Genomic DNA, 22,421 nt, shown 5'->3' with positions numbered 1-22,421 from the left:
CCGGATCACCACTCACGACCCCGCGCTGGGACTCGCCGGCGCGAACGAGAACTGGCCGGGGTTCTGCGGCACCCAGAACGCCATCACGGCGGTGAGGAAGGTGGTGCCGATGAGGAAACCGAACGCGGCGGTGTAGGAGAAGGTGTCGGCGAGCCAGCCCATCGCCACCGGCGCGACCGCGCCCGCCACCTGGCCGCCGAAGTTCATCACTCCCATGCCGATTCCGGTGACCGCGGTGGGGAGCACCCGCAGCGGAAGGCCGAAGACGGCCATCGTCGCCATGCCGAAGACGGCGAGGGCGAGCGTCTCGTAGACGGTGAACTCCGTCGTGCTGTCCGCGTTCACCATCAACGTCAGCAGCACCACGGTCACCAGCGCGATCGAACCGAGGTACCAGCGGCCGTGATCGTGGAAGTACCGGTCGAACAGCCAGCCGCCGAGGATGGTCGTGCCGATGCTGACCAGCATCGGGATCGCGGCCAGTACCCCGGTCTGGCTCAGTGACAGACCCCTCGCCTCCAGCAGGTAGCTGGGCACCCAGGTGATCATCCCGTAGTTGAGCATGTTGGTGACGCAGAACAGCAAGGTGAACTTCCAGATCACCGGCGACTTCAACACCTGTTTGCGGGATACCTCGGGGGTTTTCACCTCGTCGCGCGGAAGGCTGCTGAGTTTCTCGGGCAGGGCCTTGGGCAGCATCGTCCACACGATCACGCCGATGATCGCGCCGATCCCGGCCATCCAGAAGAACGTGTGCCGCCAGCCGATCGCCATCAGCAGCGGGCCGACGATCAGCGGCGCCAGCCCGGCACCGATCCCGCCGGCGGACAGCATCACGCCGGTCACCGTCGCGCGGTTGCCGGGGGTGGTCCGTTCGGCGATCGCCTTGAACGAGGCCGCCGGGAAAAGCCCTTGGCACACACCGAAAAGGCCACGGACGACGAGCAGCATGCCGAAGGTGCCCGCCATCCCGGTCATCGCGGTGAACGCCGACCAGAGCAGCAGCGTGACCAGCATCGGCCCCCGCGAGCCGTACCGGTCGGCGAGGAATCCCGCCGGGATCTGGCAGACCATGTACACGAGCGCGAACACGGTGACGAGCCAGCCCTGTTCGGTCTTGCTGAGCTCGAATTCGGCGCCGATCATCGGCAGCGCCATCCCGATCGAGAAGCGGTCGATGTAGTCGACCGCCCAGGCGAACACCATCACCACCATGGTGATGAGCGCCGTCCGGTTGATCCGCCGCGCTGTCCAGGTGTCCTCGTTGACCACTGCCGTCATGGCGCCTCCGCGGAAACTGTGGGAGAGAAGGAGAACGGCGCGAGCGTGGCGCCGATCACTCATTCTGAAACGCGTCCGGCGGGCGGAGTTCGTGCGATCACACGAACATCGGCCGCCGTTTCGGGGCGGTCAGACCAACGTCAGTCTTCGATGCCAGGCGGCCCGGTCCGCGCGTCGTGGGGCAGCAGCCGCAGTTGCAGCATCGCGGCGAACCGCTCCCCCGCGTCGTCGAGGTCGATCTCGCCGACTTCGGCGAGCCGCCGTAGCCGGTAGCGGAAGGTGTTCGGATGGACGTAGGCCGAGGCGGACGCGGCACCGATGTCCCCGAAGGCGTCCAGCCAGCAACGCAGGGTGTGCACCAGTTGTGACTGGTGCTGGGCGTCGTAGGCGAGCAACCGCGCGACAGGTCCTGTCGCGACGTCTCCCCTGGCCGCGGCGAGATCGGCCAGATCCAGCATGAGCGCGTCGACGTGGACGTCGTCGGCGGTCGCGACGCGTTTGGCTCCACCGTTGGTGAGCAGCACGCGCAGCGCCCGGTCGGCGCCATCACGGGAGGCGTGGAGTCCGGACGCGTCGAGCGCGAGCGGCCCGACGCCGATCGCGGCCGCCGCGCGGCGGCCGGTGCGTTCCAGGAAGGTCGAAGCGACCCGCACCGAACGTTCCTGACAGTCGGAGTGGCCGCCGGGCATCGGCACGATGCCGTAGGCGACGTCGCCCACGAGCGCGACGGCCGAACGAGGCTGGACGGCGCTCAGGTGCATCGCCAGTGCGTCGGCGACCCGCTGGCGGTCCGCGACCAGACGGAGATCGTCCTCGAGCGCGGGCGAGCCGAGCAGTCCCATGGCGAGCACGACCGACGGCTGGCCGAGCAGGCCGAGCCGGGCGATGGCCTCCGGTGCCCCGGCGCCGCCTTCGAGTGCCGTGCTCACGAGATCCGCGCGCAACCGCCGTTCGACGTCGGCACCCGCGCGCAGCCGGAGCATGTGCAACGCGACGAGCTTCGCGGCGTCGATCAGCGCCTGGGTCCGCTCGTCACTGAGCGGTTCCCGCACCGCCGCCCAGATCGACCCGAGCACCTCGTCACCCGCGCGGACGGCGAGCGCCACGCGGGGGATCACGATCTCGTGGGCGTCATAGCGTTCCGGGTCGACGTACACGGGCGCCTGGTCGCGGTACAGCTTCTCGAAGATGCCGTCCCGTTCCAGGTTGCGGGCGAACCGCTCCGGCACCTGCCTGCCGAGGATCGTTTCCACCCGGGACGGGTCCGCTTCGTCCTGGCGTCCGGAGAACGCGAGGATCCGGTTGTTGCGATCCTCGATGGTCACCGGCGCGTCGATGAGCGCGGCGATCGCGTTGGCCAGGGCGAACAGATCACCCGACGGCATTCCGCCGAGCGTCTGCGGCGAGACCTCGCCGACGTCCTCCTCGGCGAGCAAGGTCCTGAGCATGGCGGCGAGCTGGGCCCAGGACGCGCCGCGCGCCAGCCCGAGCAGGGCGACGCCGGACGACTCCGCGGCACGCCGGAGTTCCGGCGCCGGGGTGACGGGAGACCGGACGACGAGCGCCGCCGCACCCCTCGCACCCACGTCGTGCAAAAGGCGGACGACCTCGTCCTGCTCCCGCACCCCGACGCCGAGCACGACGGCTCCGCCAGGGATGTCGGATTCGTCGTGCGGATCGTGGATGACCACCCCGCCGAGTTGCCTGCGGGTGGTCCGGCCGACCGCGACCGGCTCCAGGAGCACGTCCCCGAGGTCTTCGAGGACGCGCCCCAGGCTCGTATGCGGCTTGCTGGGCACCGGTGTCAGCACCCCCCGAAGTTAAACCCGGTCTCGCCGAACCGATTGGTCCGAGCCGACCAAATCTAACCCCGGAATTCGTAGAGCGCTACGAACCGATCCACGCTTTCTCCACGGTGACCTCGTCCAGCAGCTCGGGAATCGGAGTCACGCCGAGGCCGGGACCGGTCGGCACCGGCAGATGCCCGGCCTCGAGCACGAACGGCTCGGTGATGTCGGTGCGGTAGAACCGGCCGGACGCCGAGGTGTCACCCGGCAGCGTGAAGCCGGGCAGCGAGGCCAGCGCGACGTTGGCCGCCCGGCCGAGGCCGGTCTCGATCATCCCGCCGCACCACACCGCGATCCCGTGCGCCGCGCAGACGTCGTGCACCCGGCGGGCTTCGAGGTAGCCGCCGACGCGGCCCGGTTTGATGTTGACGATCTGGCAGGCGCCGAGCTTGATCGCGTCCGCCGCCGCCCTGGCGGAGACGATCGACTCGTCGAGGCAGATCGGGGTCCGGATGCGTTTCGCCAGTTCGGCGTGCCCGAGCACGTCCTCTTCTTCGAGCGGCTGCTCGATCAGCAGCAGGTCGAACGGGTCGAGCCGGGCGAGCAGGGGCGCGTCGCCCAGGGTGTACGCGGTGTTCGCGTCGACCTGCAGCAGCACGTCGTCGCCGAAGCGTTCCCGCACCCGGCGGACCGGTTCGACGTCCCAGCCGGGTTCGATCTTGAGCTTGATCCGGACGTAGCCCTCGTCGAGGTAGCCACCGACGACGTCGAGCAGCTGCGGGATCGAGTCCATGATCCCGACCGAGACCCCACAGGCCACGGAGTCACGAGTGGACCCCAGTTCGGCCGCGAACGACCGGTCGTGCGCGCGGAGTTCGGCGTCGAGGACCGCCATCTCCAGCGCCCCCTTCGCCATCCGGTGGCCCTTGAACTTCGCCAGCAACGGCGTCACCTTGTACGCGGTCAGGTCGTCGGCCGCCAGCAGGGCGGGGATCAGGTGATTCCGCAGCACGTGCTCGGCGGCGTCGTTGTACTCCGACGAGTAGAGCGGCGCCTCCATCGCCACGCATTCGCCCCAGCCCTCGCCCGCCGGGGTCACCGCGCGGACGAGCAGCAGTTCCCGTTCGGCCTGCGTTCCGAACGACGTCCGGAACGGGGCCACGAGCGGCATCCGGACCCGGCGTAGTTCCACACCGCTGAGTTTCACGACTGCTCCTTCGAGATCACGTACCAGCCGGCACGATCGAAACCGGCGACCTTGGCGTTGTCCGCCATCAGTCCACCGAGGACTTCGCGCAGGGCGACACGCCACGCGTTGCCGCGACCGGGATCGGTGCGGCGCAACCGTTCGATATCGGACGGGACGGCGACGAGGACGGTCGGCGCGTCGAGGGAACCGATGCTCGGACCGCCGTCGGAGCCGACCGACAGCGCCTTCGCCGCTCCCAGCGCTTCCGCGTCGATCAGGACGGGTTCACCGAAAGTGGCGGCTCGGACCGCCGGGCTCGCCAGATCCCAGCCGACCATCAACCGGTCGGTGTCGCCCGAACCGTTGATGCTGTCCTCCATCGGACCGTAGAAGTCGGGCAGGTACCCGATCGGACGCGCGCCGAGCTTCCCCAGGTTGAAGTAGGCGTTGCGCCGCACCAGCGGATCGAAGGTCCAGGTGATCACCGAGACGTCCTGGAGCAGCGCCCAGCCGCGCTGGTGCAGTTTGAGCGCGTGGCCGATCCCCCGGCCGACGCCCGCCTTGGCGACGCCGGCGATGTGGCTGTGCAGACTCGCCTTCCCGGGATTCCCGAAGAAACCGAAACAGGCCCCCAGCAGTTCGCCGTGTTCGAAAGCGCCCGCGACGTAGTTCCCGGCCGAGGACATCGCCCGCAGCAGCTCCGTGCTCACCGGCCGGGCGCCGGGCGCGGTCTGCCAGATCGACTCGAACAGGCCGACCACCGCGGCCAGATCGGCGATTTCGGTGAGTTCGCGGATTTCGACGCCCGAAGCCGCGGCCGCGGCCCGTGCGGCGGCGACGGCTTCGTCGCACACCTCCCGGGTGACCAGGCTTTCCGCGTTCGTCGCAAGATTCGTCACGGGACGATCCTTTCCCGGCTCGGCGGTGGAGTCACCGTCGTGCCGTACCAGATTCACCCGCGGGATTCGTCGCACCGGACGGACCCCGCTTCGCGAGCACGTTTTCCACGAGCGCGGCCAGCAAAGCGGTACGCCGCGGCAGTTCCGCGACGACGACGTGTTCGTGATCCGCGTGTGCCCCGCCGCCGACGGCGCCGAGGCCGTCCAGGGTGGGAACGCCCATCCCCGCGGTGTAGTTGCCGTCCGAGGCGCCGCCGACCGACGCGGAAGTCAGTTCCCCGAGGCCGAGTTCGTCCGCGAGTTCCCGGGCCAGCGCGAACAATCCCGCCGACGATCCCGCTTCGAGCGGCGGACGGTTGATCCCGCCGGTCACCCCGACCACGGCGTTCTCCAGTACCGGACGGAGCTCCCGCATGGCCCTGTCGACGCGGAGTTGCTCGGCCTCGTTCCACACGCGGACGTCGACGGCCACACTCGCGGCGGCGGGAACGGTGTTGACGGTCGTTCCCGCCGAGACGACGGTGGGCGTCACGCTGGTCCCCGACCCGGGGTCGGCGAGGGCGGCCACCGCGAGGATCTGGTGGGAGATCTCGATTCCCGCGTTGACCCCCTTCTCCGGTTCGAGGCCGGCGTGCGCGGCCCGGCCGGTCACCTCGACCCGGTAGTGGGAAACACCTTTACGGCGGCACTTCAACGCGCCGCCGTCGGCGGAGGCCTCCAGTACGAACGCCGCGTCGCAGCCCGCCGCGGTCTCCTCGATCAGCGCGCGAGACGACGGCGAGCCGATCTCCTCGTCGCCGGTGACCAGAATGGACAGTCCGTCGCGGTCGGGCACGGTCGCGGCGGCGTGCAGCGCCATCACGACGCCTGCCTTCATGTCGAAGCATCCGGGGCCGCGCAACACGCCGTCCCGTACGGAAAACGGATGCGTCTCCAGCGAACCGTGCGGCCACACCGTGTCGTGGTGACCGAGCAAGAGGACCCGGGTCGGCCCCTCTCCGAAGCGCCAGCGCAGATGGGTGACGCCGCCGACGACGATCCGCTCCGGTTCCGTGCCGAGGAGCCGTCGGCCCAATCCGGCCACCACCTCGGCGCTGCGGGCCACCGCCTCGTGATCCGATGACGGCGACTCGCAGCGGACCAGGGTTTCGATGTCGGCGAGCAGGTCGCTCATCGCGGCTCACCGCGCAGCGGCCGGCCGGGGAAGGCGTCCGTGCGCAGGTTCCCATCGGTGACGACCGGGACCCCCGAGACGAACAGGTGCCGGACGCCGACCGACGGCCTGGTCGAGTCGAAGTAGGTCGCCGCGTCGGTGACGGTGTTCGGGTCGATCACGACGATGTCCGCGTCGGCACCCACGTTGAGCCTGCCCTTGGTCAGTGCTCCCGGGGCGACCTCGTCGAGCACACGCGCCGGCAGATAGGAGCAGCGCCGGAACGCCTCCAGCCAGGTCCAGGCCTTGCTTTCCCGCACCATCAAACGCAGCGTCTTCGCGTACGTCCCGGACGTGCGCGGATGCGTCGCGCCGCCGGGCGGCAACGGCCATTCGGTGCTCTCGCTGGTTCCGTTCTTCCAGTACACGGGCAGCGCGTCGCTGGCGACGATGGCGTCGGGGAACGCGAGCGCCTGACGCAGCAGGTCGAGGTCGTGCGCGCTGCTCTCGTCGAGGAACTCCAGGATGCACGGCGCGCCAGGGTCTTCGGCGCGAACCTGGAGCAGGCGGCCCTCGTCGGCGATGCGCTCCCCCGACTCCAGCATGATCACGCTGGACGGGGACAGGCCCTTCATCTTCAGCCGTTCGGGCGAGAGGAACGCGGCGCCGATCCCGGTGCTGCCCGCCCCGTACGGATAGGCCTCGACGGTCACCCGCGAACCGGCCGCGCGGCCCGCTTCGAGCGCCGCGAGCACGCGCTCGATCTGGTGGCCGGACGTGCTGTTCACGTGACAGTGGTGCATCGCGGCCCCGGTCTCGGCCGCGACGATCGCGATCTCCGCCGAACCGTCGATGGGCGTCGCGGGGTTCACCTCGACCAGTTCACGGACGTGGGTGTACGTCGGTGCGCCCGCCTCCTTGGCCAGGCGGGCCAGCGCGAGGAACTCGGCGGGGTCGGTGTCGGGCGCGTAACCGAGGAGCACACCGACGCCGAGCGCGCCCGCGGCCAGCTCACCGTCCACAAGGGACAGCCAGGCCGCCAGTTCCTTCGGCGACGAAGTCCTTTGCCAGGCCGGGTTTCCGAGGACCGCCAGCCCGCTGTCGATATTCGCGTCCGGCTCGATCCCGGCCAGCACCTGCGCCCGCGCCGCGCCCCAGGACGCGGAGAACCCGTAGTGCAGCGGACGTCCCGCCGCGGCGGCCTCGGCGTAGGCCCGCTCGATCGGCATCAGCCCGGCTTCGAGGTCGAGCGCGGTCGTCACGCCGTCCATCGCCTGCAGCCGCTGGCCCGCGATGGTGTGCACGTGGCTGTGCAGGTCGATGAAACCCGGTCCGACGACGAGTCCGGTGACGTCGATCTCCGTGTCGCCCGCTTCCGAAGGCAGACCCTCCCCCACGGCGGTGACCACCCCGTCCGTCACCAGCACGTCCGCCGTGCCGTCGAAGCCCGTCGCCGGGTCGATGACACGACCGCCACGCAAGACTGTCCGCATACTTCGCCTCCTAGGATCGCCTCTTCATGGCGACCCTAGGAGGTTTCGGCGGACGTCCGTTCGTACCGCGCGACGAATCCGGCCCCCTCGGTCCATCCGACCGCACGAACCGCTCGTGAGTGGCGAGGACGGTTAAAGAGGGGTGATGCAAAGGTGTCGGGTCGCGGGGATTCGCTCGTGGCCCTGGGGCGACCGTGTCGCGAAAGCCACTTTCGGGACATCAGGCGTCGCGAAAGTGGCTTTCGCGACACATCTCGGCCCCATGGGGTTCAGCGAGGGGTCACGTAGCGAAGGTTCCTTTGCTACCGCACCCTGCCCCCGACGTTGCGAAAGCCACTTTCGCAACCTGCCACCTTTGCCTTACCCCCGTTATTGAGAGGTGAGGCAAAGGTGGCGGGGTTGCCTCGCTCGTCCACGCATCGACCTCGGGCGTCGCGAAAGCCACTTCGCGGCGTCATCGATTCTCCGTCAGCCATAAGGACTGCTAGCCCACGAGGTGAAGGGGACTTTCCTCGCATGCGATGAGGGGAAAGTCCCCTTCACCTCGCCTGTCGCACCTGCCACCTTTGCCGTACCCCTCAACAACCGTCCCTGCCACTCACGAGGCCCGTGTCAGCGGCTCCGGTGCTCGGCGATGATCTCCGCGTACCGGTGGCCGCTCGCCTTGACCGTGCGCACCTGGGTGTCGTAGTCGACCCGGACGAGCCCGAACCGTTTGCTCAACCCGCTGTCCCATTCGAAGTTGTCGAGCAACGACCACGCGAAGTACCCCTTCACCGGCGCGCCCGCTTCGGCGGCGCCCGCTACCGCGCCGAGATGTTCTTCCAGGTAGGCGATGCGGTCGGCGTCGTCGATCGAACCGTCCTCGGCGACCTTGTCGTCGAAGGCGGCCCCGCTCTCGGTGACGTAGATGGCGCGGGCGCCGTACTCGTTGGCGAGCCGGTGGATCAGATCCGCGAGGCCCTGCCCGTGGATCTCCCAGCCCATCGCGGTCGTCGCCGCTCCCTCGACCGGCACCTGCCGCGCGTGGGGCGCCGGACCGTCCGGGTCGTCCTCGACGATCTGGCGGAAGTAGTAGTTCAGCCCGTGGAAACCGACCGGAGCGGAGATCACCTCGAGGTCGTCCCCGAGCACGGGCGGTTCGACGCCGTAGACCTCGATCATGTCCGCCGGATAGCCACGCCCGTTCGACGGGTCGAGCCACCAGCGGTTGACGTGCCCGTCCATCCGGGCCGCCGCCTCGACGTCCGCGGTGGAATCCGACGCGGGCTCGATCCCGCTGAGGTTGACCACCAGGCCGACGTTCGCGGGCTGGGCGGCGTTCGCGGTGATCGCCCGCACCCCGAGACCGTGCGCGAGCAGAAGATGGTGCGACGCGTGGATCGCCTGCTTGAGATCCTTGATCCCGGGGGCGAACCGGCCTTCGAGATAGCCGAGCCAGGCCGAGCACAGCGGCTCGTTGACGGTGTTCCAGTCCTTCACCCGGTCACCCAGCCGAGCCGCCACGACCGCCGCGTAATCCGCGTAGGCGTACGCCGTGTCGCGCTCGGGCCAGCCGCCGTCCGCCTGCAACGCCGAGGGCAGATCCCAGTGGAACAGCGTGACGAACGGCCGGATCCCGGCTTCCAGCAACGCGTCGACCAGCCGGTCGTAATGGTCGAGGCCGAGCGTGTTGACCTCGCCGCGGCCGGTGGGGATCACCCGCGGCCAAGCGACCGAGAAGCGGTACGCGTCCAGGCCGAGCCCCTTCATGATCGCGAGATCCTCCGGCCAGCGCCGGTAGTGATCGCACGCGACGTCGGCGGTGTCGCCGTTCAGGACGGCACCCGGGACCCGGACGAAGTCGTCCCAGATGGACGGGAGGCGGCCGTCGGCGTCGACGGCGCCCTCGACCTGGTACGCGGCGGTGGCCGCACCCCACAGGAAATCGGCGGGCAGGTGCAGATTCAAGGCGGACCTCTCTGTACGGAGCGACGGGCGGGTCATTTCACGGCACCGGCGGTGAGCCCGGCGACGAGATAACGCTGGAGCAGGAGGAATCCGGCGACGACCGGGACGGAGACGATCAGGGACGCGGCCATGACCTGGTTCCAGTAGACCTGGACCTGGGTGGAGTACTCCTGGAGCCCGACGGCGAGGGTCCGCGTGCCCGAGTCGGTCATCACCGACGCGAACAGGACCTCGCCCCAGGCCGTCATGAACGAGTAGATCCCCACCGCCACGATGCCCGGCATCGCCGCCGGGATGACCACCCGGATCAGCGCGCCGAGCGGCCCGGTGCCGTCGACCATCGCGGCCTCGTCGAGCTCTTTGGGGATCGAGTCGATGTAGCCGGCGAGCATCCAGATGGCGAACGGCAGCGAGAAGGTCAGGTAGGTGATGATCAGCCCGAGCCGCGAGCCGTACAGGACGATGCCGGTGGTGTTGCCGATGTTGACGAAGATGAGGAACAACGGCAGCAGGAACAGGATGCCGGGGAACATCTGCGTGGACAGCACGGTCATCTTGAAGAAGTTCTTGCCCCGGAACCGGAATCGGCTCAACGCGTAGGCAGCGAAGATCGCGATCACCACCGAGAGGATCGCCGCCGAGCCGGAGATGACCAGGCTGTTCACGAAGTACTCGGCGAGCGGGATCGTCTCCCAGATGTCGAAGAACGGCTGGATGGTCAACGTCGTCGGAAGCCACTCCCACTTGCCTTGCACGTCCCCGAGCGGTTTCAGCGACGACGAAACCATCGCGTACAACGGCACGAGGGTGAACAAGGCGAGGAAGCCGAGGACGAATCGACGGGCCCAAGGGACCCAGCGAGGCTCAGACAACGGCGTTCCTCCTCCGCGCGCTCAGTCCCAAGTAGACGGTGCTGACGATCAGCAGGAACAACAGCAACAGCACCGACATCGCCGAGCCGAGGCCGAAGTTCCAGGTCACGAAGGAACTCTGGTAGATGTGGATCGAGATCAGCGACGCCTCCTTCGGCGCGGACGCTCCGAAAAGGACATACGGCGTGTTGAAGTCGTTGAAGGTCCACAGGAACAACACCAGCAACAGCACCTGGTTGACCGGCCGCAGCATCGGCTGGGTGATCGCCTGGAACTGGCGCCACCAGCCGGCGCCGTCGATGGCCGCCGCTTCGTACAGTTCGCCGGGGATGTTCTGCAGCCCGGCCATCACGATCAGGAAGGCGAACGGCCAGTTCCGCCAGACCGACACGACCACCAGCGACCAGAAACTGTTGTCCCCGATGAGCCAGAACGAATCCGTGCCCAGCAGGTCGTTCACCAGGCCGGTGTCCTTCTGGAACATGAACGACCAGGTGATCACGGCGGCGTACATCGGCAGCGCGTACGGCACCAGGAACAGCGTCCGGAGCAAGCCACGTCCGCGGAAGTTCTTCTGCATCAGCACGGCTGCCGAGGTGCCGAAGAGCCAGCAGAACCCGACCGAGAGGACGGTGTAGAGGACGCTGATCCAGAACGAACCGAGCAGCGACTTCCCCGCCGCGGAGTTGAAGTCGAGGACGAACTTGTAGTTGTCCAGTCCCGCCGCCGGGGCGGACGTGAAGTCCCGGATGGAGAACTGCGTCAGCTTGAAGAAGCTCATCACGAGCCCGGCGATCATCGGGATCACGTGAACGAGCAGTTCGAGCAGGATCGCGGGGAGCAGGAGCAGATACGGCAGCGCGACCCGGCTCCGTTTGCGCCGGACGCGATGGGGTCCGGGCGCCCCGGCCGCCTTCACGGCCGGGGCGTTGTCGAGCGCGGTCGGCATCAACCACCGGCCGCGATCTGCTGGTCCGCCTGGTTCAGCTGGTCCCGGATCTTGGCTCCGTCCACGGGTTCGCCCGCGGCGACGTCGGCGAACATCGCCTTCATCGCGGTGCCGATCAGGGTCTCGAACTGGGACTCCTGCGGAACCTGCGGCATCGGCTCGGCCGAGTTCGCGAGCACGTTCTGGAAGACCTTGACGTCCTCGGTCTGGAACGCCGCGTCGCTGTAGGCGTCCTGGACGGTCGGCAGCGAACCGTAGGTCTTGTTGAGCAACGCCTGTTCCTGCGCCGAGACCATGAACTTCACGAAGTCCAGTGCGGCATCGGGGTTCTTGGTGTTCTTGAAGACCGTCATGTTGATGCCCGCGACGAAGCTGGTCACCTTCCGGCCGTTCGGCGGCGCGGCGGCGGGCAGCGGGATCGGCGCGACACCGAGGTTCGCCATGTCCATCCCGATGTTCTTGAAGGAACCCGCGGAGGCCTGGTTCATGAACATCGCGGCTTTGCCGTCCGACAGATCCTTGAGAGACTTGGCGGTGTCGGCGTACTCGGCGTTGGCGGGATTGACGATCTTGTCCTTCTGCATCAGGTCGACGAACTGCTGCACCGCCGCGACCGACGGATCCGAAGCCAGCTGCGGTTTGCCCTCCGAAGTGAAGAACTGCGCGCCCTGCTGGGCGCCGAGGATCGCGGCGTGGTGGCTGTTCTCGGTGACCTGACCCGCCTGGAGCGAGAGCCCCCACTGGCCCTTGTCGGGTTTGGTGAGCTTCTTGCCGTCCTCGACGAGTTCCTCCCAGGTGGCGGGCGGCTTGGTGATCCCGGCCTCGGCGAAGAGCTTCTTGTTGTAATACAGGCCGTACGCCTGGCCGTAGAGCGGTACGCCGACCGGCGGCTGACCGCTCGCCCCGGTGGCCGCCAGCGACGGACCGAGGAACCGCGCCTTGCCGCCGACCTTCTCCAGCGCGGCGTCGTCGAACGGCAGGAACGCCCCGGTCGCCTGCAGCGAGGCCGACCAGGTGTTGCCGATGTTGAGCACGTCCGGCCCCTTGCCGGAGGTGGTGGCGGCGAGGATCCGGTTGAGCAGATCCGTCCACGGGACGACTTCGAGCTTGACCTTGATCCCGGAGGCCTTCTCGAACTTGTCGAGTTCGGGCTGCAGGACTGCCTTGTCGTTGTCGAGACTGGTGCCCTGGTTGGACGCCCAGTACACGAGCTCCTTGGGAGCACTGGACGACGTGTCGCCGCCGCCGCATGCCGTCGTGGCGGCGGCCGCCAGCGCCAGGACGAGCGCGGGAGCGATCTTTCCGATTCGCATCGATGGTCCTCGGGGTGAGTGGCCAAGCCGCGCCCGGAGCCTGTGACCCGGGACACGTCTTATTTCAGGGCTTGAGTTAAGCCTTGGCCAACCTTGCCGTCAAGACCTTGAACGCCATTTCGTCCGCCTCGGCACCGTATCGTTCACCAGGGGGTCCCACCCAGGGTCGCGGGGCCGCGATCGACGGTGATCATCTTTTCGAAACGATAGCCGTCGAGATCCTCGTGGAGCCAGGTCTCCCCTGGCCGGGCACGATGGAACCGGAAGGTGCCGTTCGTGCGATTGGCGCCGACGACGCACCGGACGGGGACCGGCGCGGCACTGGCGATCTCGAGCGCGAACCCCAAGCCGTGACGCAACATCAGAACTTGGTCCGCTTCGGAGATCACCGGTTCACCGTCGGGCAGGCTTCCCACCTCGATCGGCAGATGGTCTTCGAGATGGAAGCTGCTGACGAAGCACTCCCAGCCGGTCAGGTCGGCCTGCCTTCCCGGCGGCCACCCGGCCCAGCCGGGAATCCCGCCGAGAGTGATCACTTCACCGGTCAGAACGACCCCGTCGGCGATCATCTCCCGCAGGCCCGACGCCAGCCGGTCACGCGGTATCGCGGCGACCGAGGGGCCGAGCGCCTCCACGGCCAGGTCGTTCAGGCGAACGTTGAGCACGGTCACTTCCCCGTCAGCACGTCGAAGGCCTCTCCGCGGTGGACGGCGAACAGTTCGAGCGCCTTCTCGCCGTCGCGGGCACGAAGAGCGGACGCCAGCCGACGGTGCTCGGCCGGGATGCTCGCGAGGTAGCCGTCGGAGCTCACGCCGATCCGGGTCAGCAGGAACAGGTACACCTGGGACCGGATCGCCTGCCACGCCTCGACGAGCCGCCGATGCCCGGACGCCGCGTAGACCGCGTCGTGGAAGTCGATGTCGCAGCGGACCATCTCGTACTCGTCGCGCGCCCGGTCCATCCGCTCGACGACGTCGTCGAGCGCGGCCAGGTCCGCGTCCGACGCCCTCGCGACGACCAACTGAACCGCCAACTGCTCCAGGGCCGACCGCAGGCTGTCGAGTTCGGCGACGTCCACATCGGACAGCGTGGTGACGATCGCGCCGCGATGCCATTCGCTGCGAACCAGCCCCTCACGCTCGAGTTTGAGCAGCGCTTCGCGCACCGGACCGCGACTGACGCCGAGCGCCGCCGAAAGTTCGACCTCGCGCAACTGCGCGCCAGGCGGATAGGCGCCGTCGAAGATGGCGTCCCGGACTCTGTCGGCCACCTCGTCCGCCAGCCCGCGGCGACGCGCCGGCACCACCCTGCCGGGTTCGCTCATCCTCATCCCTCCCACTGGAACGGCCGATAGTAGCGGCTCGCCGCGCCTTGTCCTAATGTTAACATTACGACAAGTGTTCGTCCGCCGGAAAGGATCCCCTGGATATGACCGTCCTCGACTCCCCCATCCCGCGCTTCCACCTCGCCATGCCTGTCGACGACCTCGCCGCCGCGCGCACCTTCTACGGCGATGTCCTCGGCCTCGATCAAGGCCGCAGCTCCGACACCTGGATCGACTGGAACCTCCACGGCCACCAGTTCGTCACGCACCTCGCACCGGAGCGGCCGCGTCAGATCCACAACCCCGTCGACGGTCACGACGTGCCCGTCCCCCACTTCGGCCTGATCCTCACCGTGCCGGAATTCCGGAAACTGGCGGACCGGCTGCGCGCTGCGGACACCTCGTTCGTCATCGAGCCCTACGTGCGGTTCGAGGGCCAGACCGGGGAACAGTGGACGATGTTCCTGCTGGACCCGGCGGGCAACGCCTTGGAGTTCAAGGCGTTCGCCGACGATTCGCAGGTCTTCGCCGCCTGACCGGTCGTGAGTGACGATTCGGGTTCTGGCGAGCCTTCTCTTAGGTATCTACTGCGTGCCCTGTGGCGCTTCTTGCGTGGTGCCTGGTTTGGAGTACATGAAGGACCCCTTCCTGTACCTAGGCGCAGGGATGGGGTCCTTCATGTACTCGGGGAAGGCGTGAAGGTCGCTTCATGCAGGGCTGAGCTCAGCCCTGCATGTAGTGAGGGGCTCCTTTCCTACCCTCAGAGTTGGGAAGGAGGCCTTCACGGACTTGCGATCCTGACCACTCACGAGACGCGAGGGTGAGCGGGCGGCTGCTTCAGCGCTTCCGATGGGCCCGGCGTCGAACCCTTATGCCGTGAAGGGCCCCTTTGAGACCTTCAGGTACTCGCGAAGGGCCATCACGCGCCACCGTTGTGACTGCTGGTGCTTGTGGGGCGAACGTGGCGGTCACCGGACCGGGCCTGGGGATCAACCGCAGCCGGAACCCACGTAGGTACCTAAGACACCCTTGGCTCTAACCCGAATCGCCACTCACGACACACCCGGGCCCGCCGCGCTGCTTTCTTGAAGTAGTGAGGGCAATAGACCGCGGCAAGCGTCCCGTGGACACCCTCACCACTCACGACACACCGCGACCGATAACCTCCACATTATCGATCGATCCCCGTTTCCGCGTTGATCAAGGCCTGGCACCGCGAGAAGCTGTTCCTGTCAGCGAGCCTGCTGAACAGGGAAAACCAAGGAGACGCCACCATGTTCGACCCCATCCTCCTCCGGGCCGCAGACGCCGAGATCGTCAGCGACGCGCCGGGCAGCGAGATCACGCTGCTGGCCGACTCGGACACCACCGACGGGGGCTTCACCGCGAACCGCGCGACCTTGAAGGACGGCGTCTTCGGCACCCCGGCCCACTTCCACACTCGCGCGACCGAGTTCTTCTTCGTGCTCGAAGGAAAACTCCAGGTCCTCGTCGAGGAAACCCTGCACACGCTGGAAAAGGGCGACTTCCTCGCCGTGCCGCCGAAGGTGCCGCACGCGTTCGGGCCCGCCGACGGCTCGGACGCCGACGTTCTGGTGACCTTCACGCCGGGCATGGCCCGATTCGACTACTACCGGCTCCTCGACCGGGTCGCGCGTGGCGAGGCCGACCCTTCGGAGATCGCCGCGTCCTCGAAGCAGTACGACAACCACTACGTCGACAGCCCGATCTGGCGTGCCGCGCGTGGCCGGTGAGCGTCAGTCGATGACCGCGGTCGCCTCGACTTCGACGAGATGTTCGGGTACGTCGAGGGCCGCGACCCCGATCAGCGTGCCCGGCGGGACCGGGGTGCCGCCCAGTTTGGCGGCGGCCCTGTCCACGCCTTCGAGGAACTGGCCGAGTTTGTCCGGCGTCCAGTCGACGACATAGACGGTCAGTTTCGCGACGTCGTCGAAGGTGGCGCCGGCCGCGGCGAGCGCGGTCCCGATGTTCAGGTAGCACTGTTCGACTTGAGCGGCGAGGTCACCTTCGCCGACAACAGCACCGTCGGCGTCCCAGGAGACCTGCCCCGCGATGAAGACCAGCTTCGACCCGGTCGCGATCGACACCTGCCGGTAGGCGGGGATTTCCGGCAGCCCCGCGGGATTCACCAGGGTGATGCTCATCAGTACTCCTCGTGGTCACTTGTGGTTACCCAGGAACTGTAGGAGAGTGTGCGACGACCTGGAAGAACGCACTTTTTCGTGACTGGGGAACCTCATGGTGACCAAGCAGCTCAGCGGCACGACGGACGACGCGGACCTGATGCGGGCGGACTCGCTGGCGCGGGAGATCTTCGCCGACGTCGCCAACAAGTGGGCGCTCCTGATCATCGAGACGGTCGGCGACCGCACCCGCCGGTTCACCGAACTGCGCAACGACATCGAAGGCATCAGCCACAAGATGCTCACCCAGAACCTGCGCATGCTGGAGCGCAACGGACTGATCGAGCGGACGGTGCATCCGACCGTCCCGCCACGCGTCGACTACACCCTCACCGAGGCCGGGCACGGCCTGCGCGCGACGGTCGACGGGATGTGCGACTGGACCCACCGGTTCCTCGGCCACATCGAAGACTCACGACGCCGGTTCGACGCGCCTGTTAATGGTTAACGGCCTGGTCAGGGTCTCGCCCCGTTCACTTCGCCGCGGTACGGATCTATGCTCCTCGCGTGACGTCCGGCGGAGCTGATCCCCGGCCCGGGCTAGAGCGGTTGCTCCGCGACGGGCCCTTCGCCGACGCGCTGCGCGAGGCGATCCGGGCGCGCGGCCTCAGCCTGGAACGCCTGCGCGACCACCTACGCGCTCGCGGCGTCTCGATCACGGCGGCGACGCTCAGCTACTGGCAGTCCGGGCGAAGCCGCCCAGAACGCCGGGATTCGGTACTCGGACTCCGTCACCTCGAACAGGTACTGGAAGTGGAGCCCGGGAGCTTGACCGCGCTGCTCGGCCCGCCGCGGGCACGGGGCCGGTGGCCCGCCCGCGCCGACGGACTGCCGGAGATCGGCCGGTACTGGCCGGACCGGACGCGGATCGACGCGGCCGTCAGCGAGGTCGACACCCGGTGGGACGAACGGCTGACGAGGATCAGCCAGCACGACGTCGTCTCCGTCGGCCCAGGCCGGGAAGAACTCGCGTTCCGGTCGCGGCAGGTACTCCGTGCCGAGGCCGACGGCCCGGACCGGTGGGTGGTGATCGTCCACATCGACGAACACGACCGGCCGTTGCCCGAGGTGACCTCGTTGAGGGGCTGCCACCCCGGCCGGAGCGTGCACCGGCCCGAAGACGGCCTTCTCGTGATGGAACTGCTCTTCGAACGGCCGCTCGCGAAAGGCGAAACCGTCATCACCGAGCATACGCTGGTGAACAGTGCGCCGTTCCCGCACGCGACGAACTACGAACGCAAATTCCGGCTCCCCGCACGGGAATACGTACTCGAGATCCGATTCTCCCCCGGCGTGCTCCCGGCCCGATGCCGCCGCTATTCCGAACAGGACGGACAGCCCGCGGAGTGGACGGAAGTCCTGCCGTGCGCCGATGCCGTGCACGGCATCGCGCTGAATTTCGGCCCCGGCAGGTTCGGCTTCGAGTGGGACTGGGACTCTTAATTGTTAACGACTCGCGGGCCTACAATTCCGCGAGGTAATGGAATTACCGTCGGCGCACCTACTTTTCGATTCGAGGAGTGCGCATGCGACGGCACCGCAGAATGCTTTCCTGCCTCAGTGTCATGGCACTGGCCGCGGCGGGATTCACGCCGATGGCACAGGCCGCTTCACCACCGGCTCCCCTCCATCCCGACGCCGAGGTGAACGGGGTGGCCGCCGCGTTCGGCCTGACCGTGCCCCAGGCGAAATCCCAGCTGGCCGCGCAGGACGAGGCCCACCGGCTGGCCGCTTCGCTCCCCACCGGACTGCGCGCCCGGTCCGCCGGGCAGTGGTTCGACGCGGCCACGGGCAAGCTGACCTTGGCCGTCACGAACATGGCGGACGCCGACGCGGCCCAGGCCGCCGGGGCCGAAACGCGACTGGTTGCCCGGTCCAAAGCCGACCTGGACCGGACCGACGATGCCGTCCGTGCCCTCATCGGTGACGGTGTCCCCGGTGTGTTCGGCTGGGGTGTCGACGTCCGGAACAACGAGGTCGGCGTCTCGGTCGACAGTTCCCGCAAGACCGCCGAGACCGAGAGTTTCCTTTCCCTGGCACGGGAACTCGGCGTGCGGATCACCGAGACCGGGTCTTCGCCGCGGCAGCAGGCCGGCACGATCCAGACCGGGAACCCGTGGTGGCCGGGTGGCGAGACTTACTGTTCGGTCGGCTTCGGCGCGACGGATTCCTCCGGCGCCAAGCACTTTCTCACCGCCGGGCACTGCACGAACGACCGCGACCAGGCCGCCTTCGGCGCGCAGAGCCAGCAGAACCGGATCGGCACCTCGAACGTCGGCGGGACGCGCAGTGTCAACGCCCGCGAAGGCGACATGGGCGTGGTCGCAGTGACGCAATCCGGCTGGGAACTCTCCGCCGCCGTCAACACGTGGGGCGAACCCGCCATCACCGTCACCGGCTCGGCCGAGGCCATGGTCGGCGACCGGGTCTGCCATTCCGGCAACACCTCGAAGTGGAAATGCGGCGAGGTGAAGTACACGCACAAGGCCGTCGACTACGGCGGCGGGCTGATCATCGAGGACCTGACCTGGACGACGGCCTGTTCGCTCGGTGGCGACTCGGGTGGTGGCTGGCTGCTCGGCACCAAGGCGGTCGGCCTGCACGACGGTGGCCCGTCGAAATGCGTGGAGAATCCCAGCGACGGGGACATGTCGATCTTCCAACCGGTGATCGAGGCGCTGAACAAGTGGAACCTCACCCTGGTGACCGGCGGCGGCGACACCACAGCGCCGAGCGCGCCGGGCAACGCGCGATCCACCGGCACGACGTCGGACAGTGTCTCGCTCGCCTGGGATGCCGCCACGGACAACGTCGGTGTCGCCGGTTACGACGTCTACAACGGTTCGACACTGGCGACGTCCGCGACGGGAACCAGTGTCACCGTGACCGGCCTCAGCCCGGACGCCTCGTACGGTTTCACCGTGAAGGCCCGCGACGCCGCGGGGAACGTGTCGCCGTCGAGCGGGGTCGTGTCCGTCAAGACGCAGCCCGGCACCGGTGGCCGGACGCTGAGCAACGGCACCGACTTCGCGATTCAGGACTACCGGCAGGTGTTCAGCCCAGTGACCTCGACTCTCACCGGGCAGGCCGCGGCGTCGCTCGGGATTTCGGTGACGATCCGGCACACCTGCGCCGAGGACCTCGGGGTGACGCTCCTGGATCCGAACGGCAAGGCCTATCCGCTCAAGTACAGCGGCGGTTCGGCGTGCACCGCGTGGAACGGTGCCCGGACGTTCTCGGTGCCCGGCGCGTCGTCCCCGGCCGGCGGGAAGTGGCAACTCCGTGTCACCGACTACGGACCCGGTGACACAGGGGTGCTCGACACCTGGTCGCTGACGCTCTAGGCAGGTTCTCGTGCGGTGGCGGTCCGCGAGGGCCGCCTATGAAGTACATGAAGGACCCCTTCCTGTACCTAGGCGCAAGGAAGGGGTCCTTCATGTACTTGGGGAAGGTGCGAAGGCCCCCTTCCCGCGCTGTGCCGGGCGCGAGGTGCCCCTACGGCAGCCGGACCACCCGCAAGAAGGCGGGCAGCAGCCACGGCCGCGGGCCACTCACGACGATCTTCCGCGTCAGCGCGGCACGCGCCTTGCCGACCCGGTGGAACAGCATCAGGTTCAGCGTCGGCGGGTCGAACGAGATCCGCACGTCGACCGGCCCGCCGGGCCGCTCCACCGTGACCAGCCCCCGATGCAGCACCAGCACGACCGGGGACGTGTACGCCGACCGGAACGCCACGGCGATCCGTCTGTCCCGCGGCGGTTCGTCGGTGTCGAGAAGGTGGCCGGTGTCGTGGGTCAGCACGCCCACCATGAAGAGGTCGAAGAACAGCGCCGCGTCACCCGGTGGCATCGTCCACGGCAGCTTCAGCGCCTTGGCGATGTCCCAGCCGTGGATCTGCAGTTCGTTGACCAGGTGCGCGAGGACTCCCGCCAGCGGCACCTTAGAGTCCCCGAGCCAGTCCAGCGGGGTCGCCGGATCGGCGTCCTCGGTCATCCGCAGCACTTCGTCGATGTCAGCGAGCAGTCCCGTCACCAGCACTCCGATGTCGCGTTCGGGAAAATCCCGTAACACCAGGGTGTTCAGCACGGAAACGGTGTCCACAGTGGTCTTTTCGACCTGGCCCTGCCCGCGGGCGTCCAAGAACGGGGTGCTGTCCGGGCGCGCGAGTGACGTGTACATCTTCGCGATCATCGCGACGTGGGCCACCGTGTCGGCCGCCGTCCAGTCCGCGGTGACCATCGCGTCCGGATCCGGAACGCGGGCCACCAGTTCCGCGAAACGCGCCCCCGTCACCCGATAGGCGCGCCGCACCGACTGCCATCGATCCGCCGTGATCGCTGTGGTCACGGACCGATTTTATCCTGGTGGAACGGCGAATCCTTCCGCTCTCGTGCTGTCTTCGGGCGCAGTGACCGTACTCACTACGGAAATCGACGTGACACGCACCGACCGGCCCAGGCAGACTGGACGGCAGACAAGCCTCGCCTTCGCTGTCACCGTTGCCGGCGCCGAAGGCGGCCAACGCGGACTTGCGCCCTTCCAGGAGCCCTTCACTGATGACCGAGACCCTGCCCGAAACCGCCCACGACCAGGAAAGGGCACCGGCGAAAGCCGGGCTCCTGATCGGGGTCCTGGTCCTTTCCGCGTTCGTGATGATCCTCAACGAGACCATCCTGAGCGTCGCGCTGCGTGACCTGACCGTCGACCTCAAGGTCCCGACCACCACCGTCCAGTGGCTGACGAGCGGCTTCCTGCTCACCATGGCGGTCGTCATCCCGACCACCGGGTTCCTGCTCGAACGGTTCACCCCGCGCCAGGTGTTCCTCGCGTCGCTGATCCTGTTCAGCACCGGCACGCTGGTCAGCGCGCTCGCCCCGGGCTTCGCGCTCCTGCTGACCGGCCGCGTCATCCAGGCCTGCGGTGCCGCGGTGATGCTGCCGCTGCTGATGACCACGGTGATGCGCCTGGTGCCGGTGGAGAAACGCGGCGCCACGATGGGCACGATCACGATCGTCATCGCGGTCGCCCCTGCCATCGGCCCGACCATCGGCGGTGCCGTGCTCTCCTCGCTCGGCTGGCGCTGGATGTTCTGGATCGTGCTGCCGCTCTCGATCGCCGCCCTGGTGGTCGGCATGATGCAGCTGAGGTTGGAGAGCGACACCCGCAAGGTGCCGCTGGACGTGCTCTCGGTGATCCTGTCCGCCATCGGTTTCGGTGGCGTCCTGTACGGCCTGTCGGTGTCCGGCGAGTCCGCGGGCGGGCATCAGCCGGTGCCGCCGTGGGTGCCGATCGCCGTCGGCGCCGTGGCACTCGTGGTGTTCACCTGGCGCCAGTTGCGCCTGCAGAAGGAAGATCGCGCGCTGCTGGACCTGCGCCCGTTCACCCACCGCAGTTTCGTCGTCGCGCTCGTACTGACGGCGCTGCTGTTCATGTGCCTGCTCGGCGCCGCGGCGATCCTGCTGCCGCTGTACCTGCAGACCGTCCTGCACACCAGCACGTTCGTCAGCGGGCTCGCGGTGCTTCCCGGCGGCCTGGCCCTCGGGCTGCTCGGCCGCCCGGTCGGCGCGCTGTACGACCGCTTCGGCCCACGGCCACTGGTCATCCCCGGCGCCGCCGCGATGGCGGTCTCGCTGTGGCTGTTCGCCCTGCTCGGCCCGGGATCGCCGCTGGTCGCGGTCATCGCCATCCACGTCCTCCTGATGGGCGGGCTCGGCCTCATGATGACGCCGCTGATGACCGAATCCCTCGGTTCGCTGCCCGAGCACCTCTATTCACACGGCAGCGCGATCCTCGCCACCCTTCAGCAGCTCGCCGGCGCGCTCGGCACCGCCATGTTCATCGCGGTGGCCACGGCGAGCACGACCACGGCCGGGGCGGCCAGCCCCGACGCCGGCGGTATCCGCATCACGTTCATGGTCGCCGGTTGTGTCGGACTGGCCGCGTTCGTCGGTTCGCTGTTCGTCAAGAAGAGCGCCGGGGCCACCGCGGTGGCCGCGCACCACTGACG

Annotated in this window: 20 protein-coding genes; 6 read left to right on the top strand and 14 right to left on the bottom strand. The window is 68.2% G+C overall.

From position 1 onward, the window contains the following. Positions 1-12: 12 nt before the first annotated feature. The 12 genes from ACLJO0_RS25865 to ACLJO0_RS25810 all read right to left on the bottom strand — a co-directional run bounded on the left by ACLJO0_RS25865 (position 13) and on the right by ACLJO0_RS25810 (position 14,210). Complete coding sequence (locus ACLJO0_RS25865) at positions 13-1,281, bottom strand: MFS transporter (protein WP_410581006.1); 1,269 nt, start codon at positions 1,279-1,281, stop codon at positions 13-15. A gap of 140 nt (positions 1,282-1,421) precedes the next feature. Beyond that, positions 1,422-3,092, bottom strand: a complete 1,671-nt coding sequence (locus ACLJO0_RS25860; RefSeq protein WP_410581004.1) for a PucR family transcriptional regulator — start codon at positions 3,090-3,092, stop codon at positions 1,422-1,424. A gap of 76 nt (positions 3,093-3,168) precedes the next feature. Then, positions 3,169-4,275 carry an o-succinylbenzoate synthase gene (gene menC / locus ACLJO0_RS25855; RefSeq protein WP_410581002.1) on the bottom strand — a complete coding sequence of 369 codons (1,107 nt, stop codon included), beginning with the start codon at positions 4,273-4,275 and terminating at the stop codon, positions 3,169-3,171. Beyond that, on the bottom strand, positions 4,272-5,156 hold the full coding sequence (locus ACLJO0_RS25850) for a GNAT family N-acetyltransferase (protein WP_410581001.1): 885 nt from the start codon (positions 5,154-5,156) through the stop codon (positions 4,272-4,274). The genes menC and ACLJO0_RS25850 overlap by 4 nt, the downstream gene beginning before the upstream one ends. A 31-nt stretch (positions 5,157-5,187) precedes the next feature. After that, positions 5,188-6,330 (bottom strand): M20 family metallopeptidase, encoded by a 1,143-nt coding sequence (locus ACLJO0_RS25845; RefSeq protein ID WP_410581000.1) that lies wholly within the window; start codon positions 6,328-6,330, stop codon positions 5,188-5,190. After that, on the bottom strand, positions 6,327-7,802 hold the full coding sequence (locus ACLJO0_RS25840) for an amidohydrolase family protein (RefSeq protein WP_410580998.1): 1,476 nt from the start codon (positions 7,800-7,802) through the stop codon (positions 6,327-6,329). The genes ACLJO0_RS25845 and ACLJO0_RS25840 overlap by 4 nt, the downstream gene beginning before the upstream one ends. A 612-nt stretch (positions 7,803-8,414) precedes the next feature. Beyond that, the gene (locus ACLJO0_RS25835) at positions 8,415-9,752 is read right to left on the bottom strand and encodes a GH1 family beta-glucosidase (protein WP_410580997.1); all 1,338 of its coding nucleotides are present in this window, start codon (positions 9,750-9,752) and stop codon (positions 8,415-8,417) included. A gap of 32 nt (positions 9,753-9,784) precedes the next feature. Then, on the bottom strand, positions 9,785-10,624 hold the full coding sequence (locus ACLJO0_RS25830) for a carbohydrate ABC transporter permease (RefSeq protein ID WP_396564935.1): 840 nt from the start codon (positions 10,622-10,624) through the stop codon (positions 9,785-9,787). Next, positions 10,617-11,573: a carbohydrate ABC transporter permease gene (locus tag ACLJO0_RS25825; RefSeq protein WP_410580995.1), complete on the bottom strand. Its 957-nt coding sequence runs from the start codon at positions 11,571-11,573 to the stop codon at positions 10,617-10,619. Before ACLJO0_RS25825 ends, ACLJO0_RS25830 begins: the two co-directional genes overlap by 8 nt. Then, positions 11,573-12,886 (bottom strand): ABC transporter substrate-binding protein, encoded by a 1,314-nt coding sequence (locus ACLJO0_RS25820; protein WP_410580994.1) that lies wholly within the window; start codon positions 12,884-12,886, stop codon positions 11,573-11,575. The genes ACLJO0_RS25825 and ACLJO0_RS25820 overlap by 1 nt, the downstream gene beginning before the upstream one ends. A 143-nt stretch (positions 12,887-13,029) precedes the next feature. Beyond that, positions 13,030-13,551: a hypothetical protein gene (locus ACLJO0_RS25815; RefSeq protein ID WP_410580993.1), complete on the bottom strand. Its 522-nt coding sequence runs from the start codon at positions 13,549-13,551 to the stop codon at positions 13,030-13,032. A gap of 2 nt (positions 13,552-13,553) precedes the next feature. Then, a complete protein-coding gene (locus ACLJO0_RS25810) occupies positions 13,554-14,210 on the bottom strand; it encodes a GntR family transcriptional regulator (protein WP_410580992.1) in 657 nt (218 codons plus the stop codon). A 104-nt stretch (positions 14,211-14,314) separates the two neighbouring features. Here ACLJO0_RS25810 and ACLJO0_RS25805 point away from each other — a divergent pair, with 104 nt between their 5' ends. Both ACLJO0_RS25805 and ACLJO0_RS25800 read left to right on the top strand, forming a co-directional pair. Further along, positions 14,315-14,746 (top strand): VOC family protein, encoded by a 432-nt coding sequence (locus ACLJO0_RS25805; protein ID WP_410580991.1) that lies wholly within the window; start codon positions 14,315-14,317, stop codon positions 14,744-14,746. A 738-nt stretch (positions 14,747-15,484) separates the two neighbouring features. Next, on the top strand, positions 15,485-15,964 hold the full coding sequence (locus ACLJO0_RS25800) for a cupin domain-containing protein (protein WP_125795553.1): 480 nt from the start codon (positions 15,485-15,487) through the stop codon (positions 15,962-15,964). A gap of 3 nt (positions 15,965-15,967) precedes the next feature. Here the strand turns inward: ACLJO0_RS25800 and ACLJO0_RS25795 are convergent, their stop codons facing one another. Then, entirely contained in the window at positions 15,968-16,375 is a 408-nt protein-coding gene (locus ACLJO0_RS25795) for a RidA family protein (protein ID WP_410580990.1), read from the bottom strand. Between the two features lie 94 nt (positions 16,376-16,469). Here ACLJO0_RS25795 and ACLJO0_RS25790 point away from each other — a divergent pair, with 94 nt between their 5' ends. From ACLJO0_RS25790 to ACLJO0_RS25780, 3 genes are all read left to right on the top strand, one after another. Continuing rightward, positions 16,470-16,862 (top strand): winged helix-turn-helix transcriptional regulator, encoded by a 393-nt coding sequence (locus ACLJO0_RS25790; protein WP_410580988.1) that lies wholly within the window; start codon positions 16,470-16,472, stop codon positions 16,860-16,862. A 59-nt stretch (positions 16,863-16,921) separates the two neighbouring features. Then, positions 16,922-17,857: a helix-turn-helix domain-containing protein gene (locus ACLJO0_RS25785; protein ID WP_410580987.1), complete on the top strand. Its 936-nt coding sequence runs from the start codon at positions 16,922-16,924 to the stop codon at positions 17,855-17,857. Between the two features lie 83 nt (positions 17,858-17,940). Next, positions 17,941-19,758, top strand: a complete 1,818-nt coding sequence (locus ACLJO0_RS25780; protein ID WP_410580985.1) for a proprotein convertase P-domain-containing protein — start codon at positions 17,941-17,943, stop codon at positions 19,756-19,758. A gap of 151 nt (positions 19,759-19,909) precedes the next feature. Here the strand turns inward: ACLJO0_RS25780 and ACLJO0_RS25775 are convergent, their stop codons facing one another. Next, positions 19,910-20,761 (bottom strand): maleylpyruvate isomerase N-terminal domain-containing protein, encoded by an 852-nt coding sequence (locus tag ACLJO0_RS25775; protein WP_410580983.1) that lies wholly within the window; start codon positions 20,759-20,761, stop codon positions 19,910-19,912. 209 nt (positions 20,762-20,970) lie between these two features. Between ACLJO0_RS25775 and ACLJO0_RS25770 the strand changes: the two genes are divergently transcribed. Then, complete coding sequence (locus ACLJO0_RS25770) at positions 20,971-22,419, top strand: DHA2 family efflux MFS transporter permease subunit (RefSeq protein ID WP_410580982.1); 1,449 nt, start codon at positions 20,971-20,973, stop codon at positions 22,417-22,419. Positions 22,420-22,421 lie beyond the last annotated feature (2 nt).

Origin of the sequence: Amycolatopsis sp. lyj-108 (genome assembly GCF_046549005.1) — a bacterium.
Taxonomy (GTDB): Bacteria; Actinomycetota; Actinomycetes; order Mycobacteriales; family Pseudonocardiaceae; genus Amycolatopsis.
Note: the sequence above shows the minus strand (reverse complement) of the source record. Positions and strands in the feature narration are given on the sequence as shown.